This is a genomic window from Caballeronia sp. M1242 (assembly GCF_017220215.1).
GTDB lineage: Bacteria > Pseudomonadota > Gammaproteobacteria > Burkholderiales > Burkholderiaceae > Caballeronia.
On sequence record NZ_CP071129.1, the window covers coordinates 1,743,579 to 1,762,910 of the forward strand.

Annotated in this window: 16 protein-coding genes; 9 read left to right on the plus strand and 7 right to left on the minus strand. The window is 65.1% G+C overall.

The annotated features are described in order from the left end of the window. Positions 1 to 165 precede the first annotated feature (165 nt). The 5 genes from JYK05_RS08100 to cysS form a co-directional block, all read right to left on the minus strand. Positions 166 to 1,416 (minus strand): aspartate kinase, encoded by a 1,251-nt coding sequence (locus JYK05_RS08100; protein ID WP_175944160.1) that lies wholly within the window; start codon positions 1,414 to 1,416, stop codon positions 166 to 168. A 345-nt stretch (positions 1,417 to 1,761) separates the two neighbouring features. Further along, entirely contained in the window at positions 1,762 to 3,189 is a 1,428-nt protein-coding gene (tilS, locus tag JYK05_RS08105; RefSeq protein ID WP_206466590.1) for a tRNA lysidine(34) synthetase TilS, read from the minus strand. Positions 3,190 to 3,243: 54 nt separating this feature from the next. Continuing rightward, positions 3,244 to 4,215 carry an acetyl-CoA carboxylase carboxyltransferase subunit alpha gene (locus JYK05_RS08110; protein ID WP_206466591.1) on the minus strand — a complete coding sequence of 324 codons (972 nt, stop codon included), beginning with the start codon at positions 4,213 to 4,215 and terminating at the stop codon, positions 3,244 to 3,246. A 127-nt stretch (positions 4,216 to 4,342) separates the two neighbouring features. Further along, positions 4,343 to 5,377: a DNA-3-methyladenine glycosylase gene (locus JYK05_RS08115; RefSeq protein ID WP_206466592.1), complete on the minus strand. Its 1,035-nt coding sequence runs from the start codon at positions 5,375 to 5,377 to the stop codon at positions 4,343 to 4,345. Between the two features lie 47 nt (positions 5,378 to 5,424). Continuing rightward, positions 5,425 to 6,822, minus strand: coding sequence for a cysteine--tRNA ligase (gene cysS, locus JYK05_RS08120; RefSeq protein WP_206466593.1), 1,398 nt, complete (start codon positions 6,820 to 6,822; stop codon positions 5,425 to 5,427). Between the two features lie 454 nt (positions 6,823 to 7,276). Here cysS and JYK05_RS08125 point away from each other — a divergent pair, with 454 nt between their 5' ends. From JYK05_RS08125 to JYK05_RS08140, 4 genes are all read left to right on the plus strand, one after another. Next, entirely contained in the window at positions 7,277 to 8,077 is an 801-nt protein-coding gene (locus tag JYK05_RS08125) for a M48 family metallopeptidase (RefSeq protein ID WP_175944171.1), read from the plus strand. Between the two features lie 92 nt (positions 8,078 to 8,169). Next, positions 8,170 to 8,748 carry a peptidylprolyl isomerase gene (locus tag JYK05_RS08130; RefSeq protein WP_206466594.1) on the plus strand — a complete coding sequence of 193 codons (579 nt, stop codon included), beginning with the start codon at positions 8,170 to 8,172 and terminating at the stop codon, positions 8,746 to 8,748. A gap of 73 nt (positions 8,749 to 8,821) precedes the next feature. Beyond that, complete coding sequence (locus JYK05_RS08135; RefSeq protein ID WP_175944174.1) at positions 8,822 to 9,313, plus strand: peptidylprolyl isomerase; 492 nt, start codon at positions 8,822 to 8,824, stop codon at positions 9,311 to 9,313. 11 nt (positions 9,314 to 9,324) lie between these two features. Continuing rightward, positions 9,325 to 10,134: a UDP-2,3-diacylglucosamine diphosphatase gene (locus JYK05_RS08140; protein WP_175944176.1), complete on the plus strand. Its 810-nt coding sequence runs from the start codon at positions 9,325 to 9,327 to the stop codon at positions 10,132 to 10,134. Here the strand turns inward: JYK05_RS08140 and cysE are convergent. Beyond that, positions 10,129 to 10,923 carry a serine O-acetyltransferase gene (gene cysE / locus JYK05_RS08145; RefSeq protein WP_175944178.1) on the minus strand — a complete coding sequence of 265 codons (795 nt, stop codon included), beginning with the start codon at positions 10,921 to 10,923 and terminating at the stop codon, positions 10,129 to 10,131. The genes JYK05_RS08140 and cysE overlap by 6 nt on opposite strands. A gap of 180 nt (positions 10,924 to 11,103) precedes the next feature. Beyond that, a complete protein-coding gene (locus JYK05_RS08150) occupies positions 11,104 to 11,871 on the minus strand; it encodes an RNA methyltransferase (protein WP_241269781.1) in 768 nt (255 codons plus the stop codon). Between the two features lie 278 nt (positions 11,872 to 12,149). Between JYK05_RS08150 and JYK05_RS08155 the strand changes: the two genes are divergently transcribed. The 5 genes from JYK05_RS08155 (at position 12,150) to JYK05_RS08175 (ending at position 19,288) form a co-directional block, all read left to right on the plus strand. Further along, positions 12,150 to 12,953, plus strand: a complete 804-nt coding sequence (locus JYK05_RS08155) for an inositol monophosphatase family protein (RefSeq protein ID WP_206466595.1) — start codon at positions 12,150 to 12,152, stop codon at positions 12,951 to 12,953. 223 nt (positions 12,954 to 13,176) lie between these two features. Continuing rightward, the gene (gene lplT / locus JYK05_RS08160; protein ID WP_206466596.1) at positions 13,177 to 14,475 is read left to right on the plus strand and encodes a lysophospholipid transporter LplT; all 1,299 of its coding nucleotides are present in this window, start codon (positions 13,177 to 13,179) and stop codon (positions 14,473 to 14,475) included. 181 nt (positions 14,476 to 14,656) lie between these two features. Then, entirely contained in the window at positions 14,657 to 15,025 is a 369-nt protein-coding gene (locus JYK05_RS08165; protein ID WP_175944184.1) for a YqjD family protein, read from the plus strand. A 281-nt stretch (positions 15,026 to 15,306) separates the two neighbouring features. Beyond that, a complete protein-coding gene (gene mutS, locus JYK05_RS08170; RefSeq protein WP_206468248.1) occupies positions 15,307 to 17,931 on the plus strand; it encodes a DNA mismatch repair protein MutS in 2,625 nt (874 codons plus the stop codon). Then, positions 17,894 to 19,288: a hypothetical protein gene (locus JYK05_RS08175; protein WP_241269782.1), complete on the plus strand. Its 1,395-nt coding sequence runs from the start codon at positions 17,894 to 17,896 to the stop codon at positions 19,286 to 19,288. Before mutS ends, JYK05_RS08175 begins: the two co-directional genes overlap by 38 nt. Positions 19,289 to 19,332: the final 44 nt, after the last annotated feature.

The window sequence follows — 19,332 nt, forward strand, 5'->3', positions numbered from 1 at the left end:
TTGCACCGGGAGTGCAGTGCAACGAGATCGAGATAATAGCCTGTTCAGCCGCAGCGGTCAAATTCGCATGACGATTTTTTCCAATCGATCAAATTCGAATCTCGCCGACAGCCGAACCGCAACAGTGCCAAGAGTACGAAGCCGCCTGCCCAGCCGCTCGGCCGCTCAGCCGCGATCCAGCTCGAACGCCTTGTGCAGCGCGCGAACGGCAAGCTCGGTGTACTTCTCGTCGATCAGCACGGAAATCTTGATTTCGGACGTCGAGATCATCTGGATGTTGATGCCCTCTTCCGACAACGTGCGGAACATCGTGCTCGCAATGCCCACGTGCGAGCGCATGCCCACGCCCACGACCGATACCTTCGACACCTTCGGATCACCCAGCACGGTTTCCGCGTTCACGTGGCCCTTTACCTGGCCGTTCAGGATCTCAAGCGCGCGCTGATAGTCGCCGCGGCCGACCGTGAACGTGAAGTCGGTCTTGCCGTTCACGCTCTGGTTCTGAATGATCATGTCGATGTCGATGTTCGCATCGGCCACCGGACCGAGAATCTGATACGCGACGCCCGGCTTGTCGGGCACGCCCATGACCGCGATGCGCGCTTCGTCGCGCTGGAACGCGATGCCGGAGATAACTGCCTTTTCCATGTTCTCGTCTTCTTCAAAAGTAATCAGGGTGCCCGAGTGCATCTCGGCCTCGAGCGGCATGAGCGGATCGGTCAGGCTCGACAGCACCCGCGTCTTCACCTGGTACTTGCCGGCGAATTCCACCGAGCGGATCTGCAGGACCTTCGAGCCCAGGCTCGCCATTTCCAGCATTTCCTCGAAGGTCACGCGATCCAGCCGGCGCGCTTCTTCGACGACGCGCGGGTCGGTCGTGTAGACGCCGTCGACGTCGGTATAGATCAGGCACTCGTCGGCCTTCAGCGCCGCCGCGATCGCGACCGCCGACGTGTCCGAGCCGCCGCGCCCGAGCGTGGCGATATGGCCTTCCGGATCGACGCCCTGAAAGCCCGTGATGACCACGACCTTGCCCGCGTCGAGGTCTTTCAGCACGCGTTCGCCGTCGATTTCGCTGATGCGCGCTTTCGTGAACGCGCTGTCCGTCTTGATCGGCACCTGCCAGCCGGCATAGCTCACGGCGTCGAGGCCTTCCGCGTGAAGCGCGATGGCGAGGAGTCCGACGCTCACCTGCTCGCCCGTGGAGGCAATCATGTCGAGTTCGCGCGGGTCCGGATTCGCCGTGATGTCTTTCGCAAGACCGAGCAGGCGGTTGGTTTCGCCGGACATCGCCGAGGGCACGACGACCATTCGGTGGCCGGCCTTGTGCCATTTGGCGACGCGCTTGGCGACGTTCTTGATGCGCTCGACCGAGCCCATCGAAGTGCCGCCGTATTTGTGTACGATGAGTGCCATTGTCGTTTTGAACTGAAGGGAAAACCGCGCTGACGCGCTCGATGCGTGCTGCTCGTGTTGCTATGGCGTTGCGCTCGGCGGCTTCGGGGATAAGGAAAGCCAGCAACGATACGCGGGTGCCGCCGCATGCCCGCCTGGGGAGTCGCACTCGTAGAGTGACTAATGCGCGCAAGGGGGCGCAAGCGGCGCATCACGGGCGAAATTCGCGTCTTTTGAACGGAGATGCCGCGCAAAGCGCGTGGCGGGCAAACGAGTTACGGTACCCGATCGAGGCCGAAATTTCAAGATTGGACGGCGGCGCGCCCTATTTTACCGGCTTCCTGCAGCACGCCTTGGTGACGCTTGTCAGGCGAGTAGCAAATCCGGCCGCCAGACGATGCGGCGCAACGGCGCATTCGCCGTCTCCGGCGCCACTTCGCGATTCACGCCGACGAGCGGCACGAAGAGAAGCGCATCGCGAATGAAAAGCAGCGGCACGTCGCGCTTCCACGCCGGCACGCCGCGCTCCTGAAACAGGTTCTTGAGCGTGCGGCTCGGCGCATCGGCGTAAAGACGCATGCGCTCGCCGCCGGCACGCGAGCGCGCGACGATGGGCGCCGCGCGCAACAAGCCCTCCGCGACGACATCGACACCGGGCAGCGCGGCCGGCTCGAACACGAACGAGCCGCGCCACTGCGGCAGCCGCCAGACTTCGTCGCCCTGCCAGTGCAATTCGCTCGGCGCCTTCGGCACCGCCGCGCCCTGATCGAGGTCGGGCGCATCCGCGCTGTCGCCGGTTTCCCAGAAGAGCGCATTGCGATACACGCGCAGACACCGCCCCGCATGATCGACGCGCAGCGCATGACCGTCGCGCGCGTTCGCCGCGTGCCGGAGCTGGCGCAGCATATCCGCGACGCGCGCCGTCGATGCAGCCGGCAAGTCGTGCGTGCGCATCCAGTAGCGCAGCACGTTGACGGCGCGTTCGTCGTCGAGCGCGAGCAGCGCGTCGAGTGCGAGCGCGCCCTCCTCTTCGCTCTGCGCGGTGTCCATGTCGAGACGCGCCAGATCGTCGAGCAGCCGCTGCGCCGATGCCGCATGCGACGCCGTGCGCGCGAGCGCATCGCGAAAGCCGGGGAAATGCACGGCGAGCACCGGCAGCACGTCGTGGCGCAACGCGTTGCGCGCGTAGCGGGTATCGGCGTTCGATTCGTCGTCGATCCAGCTTAAGTCGCGCTCGTGCGCGTACTGCTCGAGTTGCGCCCGCAAGAGCCGCAACAACGGCCGCAGGCGCGGCACGTTCGCGCCGTCGAGCCGCTGCGGCGCCATCGCGGCGAGCCCGGCGACGCCCGCGCCGCGCAACAATTGCAGCAGCACAGTCTCCGCCTGATCGTCGGCGTGATGCGCGATCAAGAGCGCCGCCGCGCCGTGCCCGTCGCAGAGTTCGTCGAGCGCGCGATAACGCGCATCGCGCGCGGCGGCTTCGAGGCTTTCGCCGCCCGCGCGCATGACGTCGACATGGCGCGCCGCGTAACGCACGCCGACCGACGCGGCGAACGACTGGCAGTGCGCGGCCCACGCATCGGCGTTCGGACTCAGCCCGTGATGCACATGGAACGCGACGACGCGCGCCGCCCCGAACACGCGCACGGCGGCATCGAGCAAAACGGTGGAATCGAGGCCGCCGCTCAGTGCGACGGCAAGCAGCGAATCAGCGGCGAGTCCGGCATCGGCCACTGCCGCGCGGACCGCCTCGAGCACGAGGCGGCCGGCCGTGGTTTCGCTGTCGGATGTCACGAGAATCGCGAAGAGAAGGAAGAAGAGGAAGAAGCAAGCGTCAGGACGGCGCGATCATGCGCCGGGCAGCGATTCCTTGAACTTGCCGTAGGCCATGATCTTGTCGAAGCGGCGATCGCGCAAGTCTTGCATGCTCATGCCCTGGAACTGACGCAGCGAATCCGCGAGCGCGCGGCGCAGGAGCGCGGCCATGCCCTTCGGATCGCGATGCGCGCCGCCGAGCGGCTCGTTCACGATTTTGTCGATGAGTCCGAGCGCCTTCAGCCGATGCGCGGTCAAACCGAGCGCCTCGGCCGCTTCCGGCGCCTTCGCTGCGCTCTTCCACAGAATCGACGCGCAGCCTTCCGGCGAGATGACCGAGTACGTGGAGAATTGCAGCATCATCACCGTGTCCGCGACGGCAATGGCCAGCGCGCCGCCCGAGCCGCCTTCGCCGATGATCGTCGTGATGATCGGCGTCTTGAGCTCGGCCATGACGAACAGATTGCGGCCGATGGCTTCGGACTGCCCGCGCTCTTCCGCGCCGATGCCCGGATACGCGCCCGGCGTATCGACGAACGTGAAGATCGGCATGCTGAACTTTTCGGCCAGGCGCATGAGCCGCTCGGCCTTGCGATAGCCTTCCGGACGCGGCATGCCGAAGTTGCGCAATGCGCGCTCCTTGGTGTCGCGGCCCTTCTGATGGCCGATCACCATGCACGGCTGCCCGTTGAAACGCGCGAAGCCGCCGACGATAGCCAGGTCGTCCGCGAAAGAGCGGTCGCCATGCAGTTCGTGAAAGTCGGTGAACAGTTCGCTCACATAGTCGAGCGTGTACGGACGCTGCGGATGGCGCGCGATTTGCGAAACCTGCCACGGCGACAGGTTGGCGTACAAATCTTTGGTGAGCTGCTGGCTCTTCTTCGACAGCCGCTCGATTTCTTCCGAGATGTCGACAGCGGAATCGTCCTGAACGAAGCGGAGTTCTTCGATCTTCGCTTCGAGTTCAGCGATCGGCTGCTCGAAATCCAGAAACGTGGTCTTCATGTGTTCGAGTCCTTGAACAACGGGCAGGGGCGCAAGGGCGTCTATTCTAACCGCCTCCGTCCCTGTTAAAAACGCGCGGGAACTATCAATTATAAATCAACGATAGTCCGGCAAATGCGCTTGCGAATCAGTGGTCTGCGGGAATCGGGTTCAGGCTGCGCCACATGTACCACGTCGCGACGGTTCGCCACGGCTCCCAGTTCGCCGCGACCTCGCGCGCTTCGCTGCGCGTGACCGGCTCGCCGCTGAAGTAATTCACGCTGATCGCCTGAATGAGGCCGAGGTCGTCGAGCGGCAGCACGTTCGGGCGCGACAGGTTGAAGATGAGGAACATCTCCGCCGTCCATCGTCCGATGCCGCGAATCTGCGTGAGCTCGGCGATCACGGCTTCGTCGTCCATCGACGCCCACGTATCCACGTGCAGCGCCCCCGAGACGAAGTGCTGCGCGAGATCCAGGATGTACTCGGTCTTGCGCTTCGAGAGGCCGCACGCTTGCAGCTTCTCCGCGCCGAGCGCGATGAAATCCGCCGGCAGGATGGTCGGACACGCGGTCTTCACGCGCTCCCAGATGGCTTGCGCGGCCTTCACCGAAATCTGCTGTCCGGCAACCGAACGCGCGAGCGTCGAGAACGGATCGCCGAGATTGACGAGATGCATCTGCCCGAACTTCGGGATCAGCTTCTTGAGAATGCGGTCGCGTTTCATGAGATCGGCGCAGGCCTTGTCCCAGTAGTCGGGACGCTCGATCTCGCGCGTGAGGCCGCCCACTTGCGCGGGCACGGCGGCATCGGCCGTGACCACGCGCGACTTGCGCACGACTTCACCCGGCTCCTTGTCCGCGACGAGCGACTGCGCGTTCGCCGCATCGCTCGCGGATGCGCGGCCGTTGCCCTTCGCTCGCGGCGCAGGCGCGGGCACGATGTCGGCCTTCGACGTTCGCGCGGAGACATCGTCGCCGTTGACGCGGCGCGCGCCGTTCACGTGCGCGCCTGGCGTGTCCTTCGATGCCCGCTTGAGCGCGGTCTTGCGCGGCGCTGCGGTCGAGGCACTCTCTGTCTGCGTGCTTGCGTTCAATTGCGCACCGCGCGTCCGCTTCGTTGCGGGCGACGCAGCGCTTCCTGACGCGGGTCGCTTGACCGGCGTCTTCCTGGCCGTTGCCATCTTGCCTCCTGCCTGGCGAGTCGATCAGAGGGTTCGAAGGGTCGCGCTCAAACGCGACGCCATTCGGTCGACCCACCCGGTTTGTCTTCAAGCGCAATTCCGGCTTCGAGCAACTGGGCGCGAATCCGGTCTGCTTCGGCATAGTTCTTCGCCTGCTTCGCGGCGATGCGCTCGGCGATTTTGGCTTCGATCTCTTGCGGCGACAGGCCTTCTGCCACAGCGGTGCCGCCTGCTTGTTGCAGGAAGGCGCGCGGCTCGCGGCCGAAGAAGCCGAGCACCTGGCCCAGGCCTTTGAGCTGGCGCGCGAGCGCCGCATCGCGCGTGCGGTTGACTTCGCTTGCGAGATCGAACAGCACGGACACGGCCACCGGCGTGTTGAAGTCGTCGTTCATCGCAGACTGGAAACGCTGCGCGTTCGCCTCGTCCCAGTCAAGTTGCTGATTGTCCGGCTCGACATCCTTCAACGCCGTATATAGACGCGTCAGTGCGTTCCTTGCATCGTCGAGATGCACGTCGCTGTAGTTCAGCGGCGACCGATAGTGTGCCCGCGCAATAAAGAAGCGCACCACTTCGGCATCGAATTTTTCGAGCACTTCGCGGATCGTGAAGAAGTTGCCGAGCGACTTCGACATCTTCTCGCTGTCGATCTGCACGAAGCCGTTATGCATCCAGTAGTTCACGAAGGTCTGGCCGGTCGCGCCTTCGCTTTGCGCGATCTCGTTCTCGTGATGCGGGAACTGCAAGTCCTGGCCGCCGCCGTGAATGTCGAAATGTTCGCCGAGCAGTTTGCAGGCCATGGCCGAACATTCGATATGCCAGCCCGGACGGCCGCGTCCCCACTTTGAGTCCCAGCCCGAGTCCGCGGGCTCGCCCTCCTTCGCGCGCTTCCACAGCACGAAGTCGAGCGGATCTTCCTTGGCATCGTTGGCCGCGACGCGCTCGCCCGCGCGCAGGTCTTCGAGCGACTTGCCCGAGAGCTTGCCGTAGCCCGTGAACTTGCGCACCGCGTAGTTCACGTCGCCGTCCTTCGCGTGATACGCGTAGCCGTTCGCTTCCAACGCATCGATCATGCCGAGCATCTGCGGGATGAAGTCGGTGGCGCGCGGCTCGATGTCCGGGCGCGCGACGCCGAGCGCGGCGGCATCTTCGTGCATCGCCGTGATGAAGCGCTGCGTGAGCGACTTGATCGGCTCGTTGTTCTCGACCGCGCGACGGATGATCTTGTCGTCGATGTCCGTGATGTTCTGAACGTGCGTGACCTTGTAGCCGAGCGTGCGCAGCCACCGTTGCACGACATCGAACACCACCATCACGCGCGCATGACCGATATGACAATAGTCATAGACCGTCATTCCGCAGACATACATGCGTACCTCGCCGGGGCGAAGCGGCGTGAAGGGTTGCTTGTCACGCGCGAGCGTGTTGTAGATGCGCAGCGAATTCATAGAGGACAGTGCGTGAGCCGGAACCAACCGTGCGTGGAGTCGCAAACGGCGTGCTCGATCTTGCGGGGCGAAGAAGACGCACACGCGAGCGCGAACACGACGGTCATACGACCAGGACGGAGACGGCCACGAGTGGCGAAGACAGTCCGATGTCGGCAGCGCGTGAGCACGAGCGTATGTCGTGTGCAAGACGCGTGCGCGGAACGTCCGGACCTTTTGTTAGAATGGGTCGGAGTATAACACCCGGATTTGAGCCCATGAAACCTCCAGGCGGCCGCGCGGCGGGCAATGTAACGCGTGCTTCGTGCTTCGCTTTCGGCCCCGCCGTTCATGGTGTTTCGCGCGTCGCCCGGCAGTCGCTTTCCGAATCGTTCACAGCCGAGCTTCCGGGTTCTTCGCTTTCTTCCCGCCTCCTTCCTTGACCCATATTCAAGTGACTCACGCCCACGCGCGCATGCCTCTGCAATTCTCTCGCCGGCCCGCGGCCGATCGCTTCCTTTTCCGTTTCCGCTCACGCTTTGCCGCGACGCTTGCGCGCACCGCCGCTGTCGCCGTCTTCGGCGTCGCCGCATGCTTCGGCTGGTCGAGCGCGGCGCTCGCGCAGGTATCGACGGCCACGGCGGACGATACGCCGCAGATCGACGCTTCCATCGCCAACAAGGACTGGAACGCCGCGCTCACGCAACTGGACGCACGCCTGGCCACGCATCCGCGCGACGTGCAGGCGAAGTTCAAGCGCGCGACGGTGCTGGCCCGTCTGAATCGCGACGATGAAGCCATCACCGCGTTCACCGAGCTCACGCAGGCTTACCCCGAGTTGCCCGAGCCGTACAACAATCTCGCGGCGCTGTACGCGAAGAAAGGCCGCTACGAAGATGCGCGCGTCGCGCTGGAAACGGCCGTGAAAGCGAATCCCGGCTATGCCCTCGCCTACGACAATCTCGGCGATCTGTATTTGCGGCTCGCGAGCGAATCGTATAAACGCGCGCAGTCGCTCGGCTCGACGAGCCCGGTCACGCGCCAGCGCGTGACCGCCATCCAGAACATCATCACGCCGCCGCCGAGAAAGCGCGGAGCGGCTGCGGCTTCCGGCGCGCAGGCGGCGTCGGCGCCGCGCGCGGCATCGGATTTGTGGACGCCCGCGCCGGGCTCCGATTTCACCACGATGCCCTCGCCCGACAGCTACTCGCCGTTCGGCGGACCGAGCGGCCCGCTGCCCACGTCGCCTTATGTCGCGCCCGACGGGCAGCCGTAACGAGAGAACCCGCGCGCGCAGGCGGTAAGCTGTCGACCTGCGCCGCGCGATTGCACGACGCTTTGCATCCATCAATCGAGGATTGGACCTTCATGAAATTGCTGATGTTGGCGCTGTCCGGCGCCGCCCTGATCGCGACAGCCCCCGCCTTTGCTCAGAGCGCGCAGGCCGCGCATCCGAACGTGCTCTTCAAGACGTCGCAAGGCGACATCCGCGTCGAGCTGTATCCGGAGAAGGCGCCGAAGACCGTCGAGAACTTTCTGGCCTACGTGAAGTCCGGTCAATACAGCGGCACGATCTTTCATCGCGTGATTCCCGGCTTCATGATTCAGGGCGGCGGCTATAGCACGAGCTTTGCTGAGAAGCCCACGCGCGCGCCGATTCCGCTCGAAAGCCGCAACGGCCTGAAGAACGCGACCGGCACCATCGCGATGGCTCGCACGAGCGATCCGAACTCGGCAACGGCGCAGTTCTTCATCAATACGGTCGATAATGCCGGCCTCGACTATCCGAACCCGGACGGCAACGGCTATGCCGTGTTCGGCAAGGTGGTCTCGGGCATGGATGTCGTGAAGAAGATCGAAGGCAGCCCGACCACCACGCGCGGGCCGATGGCGGACGTGCCGCAGAAGCCGACCGTCATCGAGTCGGCCACCGTGGTGTCCCAGTAACACGAACACTCGCGGCGGCGCGCGATGGTCGCGCGCCGCGCATTGCGCTCATTCAACACACCGGAGAAAGAACATGGTCGAACTGCATACGAACCACGGCGTCATCAAGATCGAACTCGACGCGGAAAAAGCGCCGAAGACCGTTGAGAACTTCCTCAACTACGTGAAGAAAGGCCACTACGACAACACGGTGTTCCATCGCGTGATCGACGGCTTCATGATTCAGGGCGGCGGCTTCGAGCCGGGCATGAAGCAGAAGCCGACCGACGCGCCGATCCAGAACGAAGCCAACAACGGCCTCACGAACGACACCGGCACGGTCGCGATGGCGCGCACCAACGACCCGCACTCGGCCACCGCGCAGTTCTTCATCAACGTGAAGGACAACGACTTCCTGAACCACTCGTCGCCGACGCCGCAAGGCTGGGGCTACACCGTGTTCGGCCGCGTCGTCGAAGGTCTGGATGTCGTCGAGAAGATCAAGAAGGTCAAGACGGGCTCGAAGGGCTTTCACCAGGACGTGCCGGTCGATGACGTGATCATCGAGAAGGCCGTGGTGGTCTGATCGTTCATCGCATGATCGATACGAAGTCTTTCGGTCGCGAAGCGAAACACGAAGCAGCGGGCAGCGCGCATGTCGCGCGTCCGCTGTTTTTCATTTCGGACCTGCACCTGAGCGAGGCGATACCGAAGACGGTCGCCGCGTTCGAGCATTTCATCGAAGTCACGGCCAGCGAGGCGGACTCCGTTTTTATTCTCGGCGACCTGTTCGAGTTCTGGGTCGGCGACGACGTGCTCGATCCCGCCGTCGACCACGAGCGCGCACGCTTCGCGCGGCGCATGACGAAGCTCATGCACACGCTCTCGGAGCGCGGCATCGGGCTCTTTGTGATGCACGGCAATCGCGACTTTCTGCTCGGCAAGCGCTTCATGCGCGAAGCCGGCGCCATGCTGCTGCCCGATCCGTACGCGATGACCGCGTTCGGCACGCGCATCGTGCTCGCGCACGGCGACGCGCTGTGCACCGCGGATCGCGCGTATCAGTACTTTCGCCGCTTCGCGCGCAACTCCTACGCGCAACGCGCTTTTCTTGCGCTGCCGCTGGGCGCGCGGCTCGCCATTGGCGAACGCATGCGAAGCAAAAGCGAAGGCGCGCGCATGAACGGCGTATCGGCCAAATACGACGTGACGCGCAAGGCCGTGTCGGAGCTCTTCATCCGAAGCCGCACGCATACGCTGATTCACGGCCATACGCACCGTCCGGCGATGCATCGCGAAGTGGAAGGCGTGCGCTGGGTGCTGCCCGATTGGGAACTGGATATCGACGCGCCGCGCGGCGGCTATCTACGTCTGGATGCCGGCGGCGTGCGCGCGCTTCCGCTATAAGTGACGTTCGGCGCTGCGCGCCTCGCCTTCGATCACTTTTGAGAGGCGCTTCAGGTCGAGCAGCGCCGCGCCGTCCACGCCGTGCAGCGCCTCGACGCGCGCGCCGAGCCGCTCCAGCGCCGCGACGATCTCGTCGGTGCGCTGCGCCTGCGTCGATGCGTGATCGATCAGGCCGTGAATGGCGAGCGACACCGGATCGTCCGCGTTAGGCGTGATGCCGTACGCGCAGAACGCGGCGCTCGCGTTCTCGCGCGCATCGGGCTTTTTCGCGACGGCCGGCATCACCACGCGCGCCGGATTGCCCACCGCCGTGCCGCCCGCCGGCACCGGCTTCACGACGACCGCGTTCGAACCGATCTTCGCCTGCGCGCCGACGGTGAAGCTGCCGAGCACTTTCGCGCCCGCGCCGACAATCACGCCTTGCTCGAGCGTCGGGTGCCGCTTCGCGCCGCGCGAGAGCGACGTGCCGCCGAGCGTCACGCCCTGGTAGATGGTGCAGTCGTCGCCGACGATAGCCGTCTCGCCGATCACCACGCCCATGCCGTGATCGATGAACACGCGCCGCCCGAGCGTCGCGCCCGGATGAATCTCGATGCCGGTCAGAAAACGCGCGATCTGCGACACGAAGCGCCCGAGCCAGCGCCAGCCGCGGTTCCAGCAGCCGTGCGCGAAACGATGCAGGACGATGGCATGCAGGCCCGGATAACACGTGACGACTTCAAAGACGCTGCGAGCGGCGGGATCGCGCTCACGAATGGCGGCGATGTCTTCGCGAAATCGGTCGAACATGGCGGTGGTCTCGGTCGGGGGAAAGATGGCGCTGGATCGCGCCGGGTCGCACTGTGTCGCGTTCTGCTTTGCTGAAAACGCGCAAAGCTTATGACGGCGAGCCGTTTTGTGCCGATTGTAGGACGAGCGCGCCGCCGTTGCAGGACGCGCCCGATGCCCCCGATGACAACGCGGTCGCGCTCACGGCTTACCACGCAGAAGAATATGCTTTGCAATGCCTCGAAGAATGTTCACTTCCTCACGTTCGAGACCGGCTCGTGCAAAAAGACGCCGCACGCGCGACATCAGCTTCTTCGGATTGGCCGGATCAAGGAACGATAGCGCGATCAATGCCTCTTCGAGGTGCGCGTACATGCCTTCGATTTCATCGCTCGGTGCGAGCTGCACCACCGTTTCGCCGGGCGTCGCGACGGGCGCGGCCTGATGAAACGCGAGCCGCAGTTCGTAAGCAAGCACCTGCACCGCCTGCGCGAGATTGAGCGAGCTGTACGCGGGGTTCGCGGGAATATGCGCGAGCGCGCTGCATCGTTCGACATCCGCGTTGGAAAGCCCGGTGCGCTCGTTGCCGAAGACGAGCGCAATGTCGCCGTGATGCGTGAGCTCGCGCGCGCGTTCGCCCACGACACGCGGCGGCATGTGCGGCGGACCGTACTCGCGCGTGCGCGCGGTCAGCGCGACGGACCAGTGCACGCCGACGAGCGCATCCGCGAGCGTATCGACGACATGCGCGGACGCGAGCACGTCGTCCGCGCCGCTCGCCATCGCGATGGCTTCGGGGTCGTTCTTCACGTCGGCGACGCGCGGCGCGACCAGCACGAGGCGCGCGAAGCCCATCGTCTTGAGCGCGCGGGCCGCGGCGCCCACATTGCCCGGATGACTCGGCTCGACGAGGATGAATCGCGTGGACGTGAAGCCACCGGCGGGGAGAGAGAGATCGTTGGATTCCAAGGCGCGGTTCGTGCTCTGAGTTGCAGACGGGTTGCAGATGTTTGCGGATAACTGCGGGACTAACCCGCTATGTTATCGCCGATTGACCCGCTCGGCCGCCCTCGCTGCGCCCGGCCGCATTCGGGTAAAATGGCCCCTTCGCGCTTCGTGAACGTCTGCGAGCGCCCCGCTCTTATTCAATTCGTCTTTCGTCGACCTTAGTCGTTGTCGCCAACCCATCTTGCAACCCATCGCCCGCGCACGTGAGTGCAACGCGCGGCGGTCAAAGGATTTCGCTCATGCATCCGATGCTCAACATCGCTGTCAAGGCCGCGCGCCGCGCCGGACAGATCATCAACCGCGCGTCGCTGGACCTGGACCGCCTCCTCGTCAGCAAGAAGCAGCACAACGACTTCGTGACGGAAGTCGACAAGGCGTCGGAAGCGGCCATCATCGAGACGCTGCGCAACGCCTATCCCGATCATTCGATTCTCGCGGAAGAGTCGGGCCAGGACGATCGCGAATCGGACTATCAGTGGATCATCGATCCGCTCGACGGCACCACCAACTTCATTCACGGCTTCCAGTACTACTGCGTGTCGATCGCGCTCGCGCACAAGGGCACGGTCACGCAAGCCGTCGTCTACGATCCGACGCGCAACGATCTGTTCACCGCCTCGCGCGGCGGCGGCGCGTATCTGAACGAGCGGCGCATTCGCGTCGGCAAGCTGGACCGCCTCTCCGACGCGCTCATCGGCACGGGCTTTCCGTTCCGCGACGGTCAGGGCCTGAACGCCTACACGCGTCTGTTCAGCGAAATGACGATGTCGTGCGCGGGGCTGCGCCGTCCGGGCGCGGCGGCGCTCGATCTCGCGAACGTCGCGGCCGGACGGCTCGACGGCTTCTTCGAGCAAGACATTCATCCGTGGGACGTCGCCGCGGGCAGCCTGATCGTGACCGAAGCGGGCGGGCTCGTCGGCAACTACACGGGCGAATCGGACTTCCTGTTTCAGAACGAGATCGTCGCCGCGAACCCGAAGGTGTACGCGCAGATGGTCAAGATTCTCGACATGTATTCGCGCACGCGTCTGACGGGCGAATAAGCCGGCGCACGCGAAGCAATCGCTTTGCCGGAGCGCGCGCAGCCGCGCTCCGTTTCCATTAGCCTGACGGGCGCGCCGCGTGCTCTGCAATGAACGTCGCGCTCGGCTAGAGTGCAATCTTTTGCTTCGCGTTCCGCGGGGCGCGCTTTCTCCCCTTCATTTTCATTTTCATTTCCGTTTCAGTTTCCGTTTACGGCGCCACGCGCCCCGGCCGCCCGCACCCATGAAAAAAGGCTTCTATACGATCATCGCCGCGCAGTTCGTCTCGTCGCTGGCGGACAACGCGCTTCTGATCGCCGCCATCGCGATGCTCGCCGTCGTGCGCTCCGCGCCGTGGGTCACGCCGCTCTTGCAGATCTTCTTCACCGTTTCGTACGTGGTGCTCGCGCCTTTCGTCGGCGCATTCGCCGATGCGCTGCAAAAGCGCCACGTCATGTTCATCTCGAACGCGTTGAAGGCAGGCGGCTGCGCGCTGATGATCGCCGGCGTGCATCCGATGATCGCGTACGGCGTCGTCGGCCTCGGCGCGGCCGCGTACTCGCCGGCCAAGTACGGCATCCTCACCGAACTGCTGCCGCCGCAAAAGCTGATCGCGGCCAACGCGTGGCTCGAATCGGCGACGGTCGGCTCGACCATCATCGGCACTGTGATCGGCGGCGCGCTCGTGAGTCAGGTCGTCGAACGCTGGGTGTCGCAGGCGCATGTGCCGCTCGTCACGAGCGCCGCCCACGCCGCGATGTTCGCCGTGATGGTGATTTACGCATCGGCGGCCGTCATCAACGCGTTCATCCCCGATACCGGCGCGCGTTATCCGAATCTGCTGACGCAGCCGACGCGCCTCGTGCACGACTTTTCGCGCTGCTTCAAGGTGTTGTGGAGCGACAAGCTCGCGCAGATCGCGCTCTGGGTCACGACGCTCCTGTGGGGCGCGGCCGTCACGCTGCAACTGCTCGTGCTGAAGTGGGCCGATGCGAACCTCGGCTTGTCACTTTCGAAGGCGGCGGTTCTGCAAGGCATCACGGGTGTCGGCATTGCGCTCGGCGCGGCAGCGGCGTCCGCGTGGATCGCGCTGCGGCAGTCGCTGAAGGTGCTGCCGGTCGGCGTGCTGATCGGCGCGGTGGCGATCGCGATGGCGTTCTACAACAAGGACCTGTTTCCGGCGGGCGCGGGCGTTCACATCGGTCCGCTTTTCGCGCCGGCCTACATACTGATGGCCTATCCGCTGATGATCGCGCTCGGCGGCTTGTCGGGCTTTTTCATCGTGCCGATGAACGCGATACTGCAACATCGCGGCGCGACGCTGCTTTCGGCGGGTCATTCGATCGCCGTGCAGAATTTCAACCAGAATCTCGCCGTGCTCGCGATGCTCGGCGCGTATGCGCTGCTCCTGACCGAGAAGGTGCCGGTGCAATGGATCATCGTCGTGTTCGGCGTCTTCGTCTGCGGGATGATGGCGCTCGCGATGCGCCGCCATACGCGCAATGAACGGGAAGTGGATCTGGGCGCGCTCGTCGAGGAATGAACCTTGCTTGTCCGTTGAATCCGGCTGCATGCGTCGCCGTCTGACCAAGGGAGGAAACGACGGCGCACGGTTTGAGTCGTAACAGCAGGAACGCGCATCAGCGCAAGAGGCCGCGCGGGCCGGATCATGACATAGCTCGCGCGCAGCCATTCTCCGGCACGTCAAATAAAGGAGCAATGAAATGGGACTGTTTTCACGTTCGACGCTCGACAGCAAGATCAATGGCGCAGCCGATGTCGGCCAGCGCGCCGTGCGCGGTGCGGGCGATGTCGTCGATTCGGCGACCGACCAGCTGCGCAGCCTGCTCGACGATCTGGAAAGCTCGCTTCAGGGCGCGAAGGATATCGACGCCGACCGCCTGCGCAAGCAACTGCAATCGAAGCTGAAGTTCGCGCGCTCGCAGATGGACGGCGCGAGTTCGGCCATCACCGACAGGCTCGGCGACGCAGCGGGCTACGCGGACGACTTCGTCCATGACAAGCCGTGGCACACGCTCGGCGCGGTCGCGGGTCTCGCGCTGCTCGTCGGCTTTCTGGCGGGACGCTCCTGAAGCATCGCGCCTGCTTTGCCTGTGACACCGGGGCCGCCGCAGGGTGGCCCCGCTTGCTTTTGCATCTCCCGTCGCGCGGCCTATGCCTTTCGGCCGCCTCCGTCATCTGATTACGACGGGTTAAACTCTTGCACTATCGGCTGAATCGCGGCTGAGCGCGCGTTGCGTTCCGCCCGTTGGCTCTTACCGCACGCAAGATGGGCAATCACACGGCAACTCCCGACTCTCCTTCCGCACCGGCCGCCGCCGCGCTTCCGGCAGATTTCGCGCAGCACACGCCGATGATGCAGCAGTACCTGCGCATCAAGGCGGAGCATCCCGGCACGCTCGTCTTCTATCGCATGGGCGATTTCTACGAGCTCTTCTTCGACGATGCCGAGAAAGCCGCGCGCCTGCTCGATCTCACCCTCACGCAACGCGGCGCGTCCGGTGGCAATCCGATCCGCATGGCGGGCGTGCCGCACCACGCGTGCGAGCAATATCTCGCGAAGCTCGTGAAGCTCGGCGAATCGGTTGCGATTTGCGAACAGATCGGCGATCCGGCGACGTCGAAAGGGCCGGTCGAGCGCAAGGTCGTGCGCGTGGTCACGCCCGGCACGCTCACCGACGCGGCGCTGCTCTCCGACAAGAGCGATGTCTATCTGCTCGCGCTCTGCCCCGCGCACAACCGGCGCGGCGTGGTGACGAGCGTCGGCCTCGCGTGGCTCAATCTGGCGAGCGGCGCGCTGCGGCTCGCGGAAGTCGCGCCCGAGCAAGTGGCAGCGGCGCTGGAACGCATCCGTCCGTCGGAGACGCTCATCGCCGATACCGTCACAGACATGCAGGCGACTTTCGGCGTCGCGAATCTCGCCGCGCCGACGCGCGTGCCCGCCTGGCACTTCGATGTCGGCTCCGGCACGCAGCGCCTTCGCGAGCAACTCAACGTCGCGAGCCTCGACGGTTTCGGCGGCGAGACGCTGACCTGCGCGTGCGGCGCGGCGGGCGCGCTCTTGCTCTACGCCGCCGCGACGCAAGGGCAGCAGTTGCGCCATGTGCGAAGCCTCAAGGTCGAGCATGAGTCGGAGTACATCGGGCTCGACCCGGCGACGCGCCGCAATCTCGAACTGACCGAAACGCTGCGCGGCACCGAATCGCCGACGCTCTGCTCGCTGCTCGATACCTGCTGCACGAGCATGGGCAGCCGCCTGTTGCGTCACTGGCTGCATCATCCGCCGCGCGATGCTTCCGTCGCGCAGGCTCGCCAGCATGCGATCGGCGCGCTGCTCGACGCGCCGGCTGCGAGCGGTCTCGATGCGCTGCGCACGGCGCTTCGCAAGATCTCGGACATCGAACGCATCACGGGGCGGCTCGCGCTGCTCTCGGCGCGTCCGCGCGATCTGTCCTGCCTGCGCGACACGTTTGCCGCGCTGCCCGAGCTTCAGACGCTCGTCGCCGCGTTGCCCGCGCAGCCGGCGGCGCTCGCGCGCATCGGCGCGGCGCTCGAACCGCCGCACGAATGCCTCGATCTTCTCTCGAGCGCCATTGCGCCCGAGCCGGCCGCGCTGATTCGCGACGGCGGCGTGATCGCGTGCGGCTACGACGCCGATCTCGACGAACTGCGCGATATTTCGGAGAACTGCGATCGATTCCTGATCGACCTCGAAGCGCGCGAGCGCGCGCGCACGGGCATCGGCAACCTGCGCGTCGAATACAACCGCGTGCATGGCTTTTATATCGAAGTGACGCGCGGCCAGACCGACAAGGTGCCGGACGATTACCGCCGCCGTCAGACGCTCAAGAACGCGGAGCGATACATTACGCCCGAGCTCAAGGCATTCGAGGACAAGGCGCTGTCGGCGCAGGAACGGGCGCTCGCCCGCGAACGCGCGCTCTATGAAGCGCTGCTGCAAAACCTGTTGCCGTTTCTCGAAGATTGTCAGCGCGTCGCGAGCGCGCTCGCCGAACTGGACTTGCTAGGCGCGTTCGCGGAGCGTGCGCGCGCGCTCGATTGGGTCGCGCCGGAGTTCGCGGCGGACGCCGGCATCGACATCGAACAGGGACGGCACCCGGTCGTGGAGGCGCAGGTTGAGCAGTTCATCGCGAACGATTGCTGCCTGAACGACGACCGCAAGCTGTTGCTGATCACCGGCCCCAACATGGGCGGTAAATCGACGTTCATGCGGCAGACAGCGCTCATTGCGCTGATGGCGTATGTCGGCAGCTACGTGCCGGCCAGGCGCGCGCGTTTCGGCGCGCTCGACCGCATCTTCACGCGCATCGGCGCGGCCGACGATCTCGCGGGCGGCCGGTCCACGTTCATGGTCGAGATGACCGAAGCCGCCGCCATTCTCAACGACGCCACGTCGTCTAGCCTCGTCCTCATGGACGAGATTGGCCGCGGCACCTCGACGTTCGACGGCCTCGCGCTCGCGTGGGCCATCGCGCGGCATCTGCTGTCGCACAACCACTGCTATACGCTGTTCGCGACGCATTATTTCGAATTGACGCAGCTGCCCACCGAGTTCACGCAGGCGGCGAACGTGCACTTGTCTGCGGTCGAGCACGATCACGGCATCGTGTTCCTGCATGCGGTCAACGAAGGGCCGGCGAACCAGAGCTACGGCTTGCAGGTCGCGCAACTCGCGGGCGTTCCGTCGGCGGTGATCCGCGCCGCGCGCAAGCATCTCGTGCATCTGGAGCAGCAGTCCATCGGGCAGCCGACCGCGCAGTTCGATCTCTTCGCGAGCCCGCCGTACGCGTTCGACGACGAGCCGGATAGCGAACCCGCCGCTCGACCCGCGCCCGATCATCCGGTGCTCGACAAACTGCGCGCGCTCGATCCGAACGACGTGCGTCCGCGCGATGCGCTTGATTTGCTGTACGAACTGCATGAACTGGCGAATCAAGCGCCGGATGCGTCGCACTGAGCCCATCGCCGGCACGGGCGCGTCGCGTCTTCTGCGCGCGGCCGCTCGGCTCTGCAATGGCGCGTTCGTAACGACGCTCTTGGCGGGCGCCTTTGCTCAGGCACACGCGCAAAATGGCGATCCGCTGACCTTCGCGGTGATCTCGGACGCGCTCACCCGCCCCGCTGACGAAACGCCCGTGCGTCAAATGCTCGATGCCATCGCGCGGGATCGCAGCGTCGGCTTCATCGTCTACGACGGCAACGTGAAAGGCGCGACCGAGCCGTGCCGCGACAGCATCTATCAGTCGCGGCGCGATCTGCTGGATGCATCGCGAACGCCGGTGGTGCTCCTGCTCGGCCAGCACGATTGGGCCGATTGCGGCCTGACGCATGGCGGCGCGTACGATCCCGTCGAGCGGCTAGATTTCGTTCGGCAGCTTTTCTTCGCGGATGCCAGTTCGCTGGGACAGAATCCGCTCACGCTCACACGCGAAAGCGAGGTTGCGCGCTTTCGGCCGTTTCGTGAAAACGTGCGCTGGCAGGCCGAAGGCATTGCGTTCATCGGCCTGAATGCGCCGAGTCCGAACAACCATTATCTGACGGCAGGCGGGCGCAACGGCGAGTTCGAGGATCGCACGGTCGCGACGACGTTCTGGCTCGATCACGCTGCCGAATCGGCGCGGCGCGCGGGCATGCGGGCGCTCGTCATCGTGTTGCAGGGCGATCCCGACTTCGCGCGTTACGAACGGCGCGACCGTTTCGCGTGGCTGCGCTTTTCGCGGGCGAACGAACCGCGCGATGGCTTTCTCGAACTCAAACGCTCGCTCGTGAAAGCGGCGGAGACGTTTCGCGGGCCGGTGATCGTCATTCATCGAACGGAAGCGTCCGAGCCGAACGGTTTTCATATCGACCAGCCGCTGCGTAACGACAAGGGGCTGACCGTGACGAATCTGACGCGCGTCGCGCTTTCGCTTAAGCGACCGCAGTCGCAATGGCTGGAAGTGGTCAGCGACGCGCGATGGCATCCGCCGTTTCGGTTGCGCGTGCGCGATATACGCGATGTACGCGACGTGCGCGACCTGCGGAACGCGCAGGACTCCCGCAAGCACGAAGCGACAGAGCCGAGAGCAGAGACGCCCGCGCAGTCCGCGCCGTCGAGCGCGCCTTACGGCTCATATTCCGATTACATGCCCACTGCGCCCGCTTCCACACCGCCCGCGCTGCCGCGCAACGATCTGCCTGCGCAGTTGCCCGCGCCGCCTTCGCTCATGCAGCCGGCGTCAGGCTTGCCGCCCATTCTCACGCCGCCGCAAGCGTTGCCGCCTATTCTCCCGGTGCCCGCGTCGGGCGTGTCCGGCAACGGCAGCGCGCAATAAAAAAGCGCAGCCGAAGCTGCGCTTTGCGACGACGCCCGGAAACC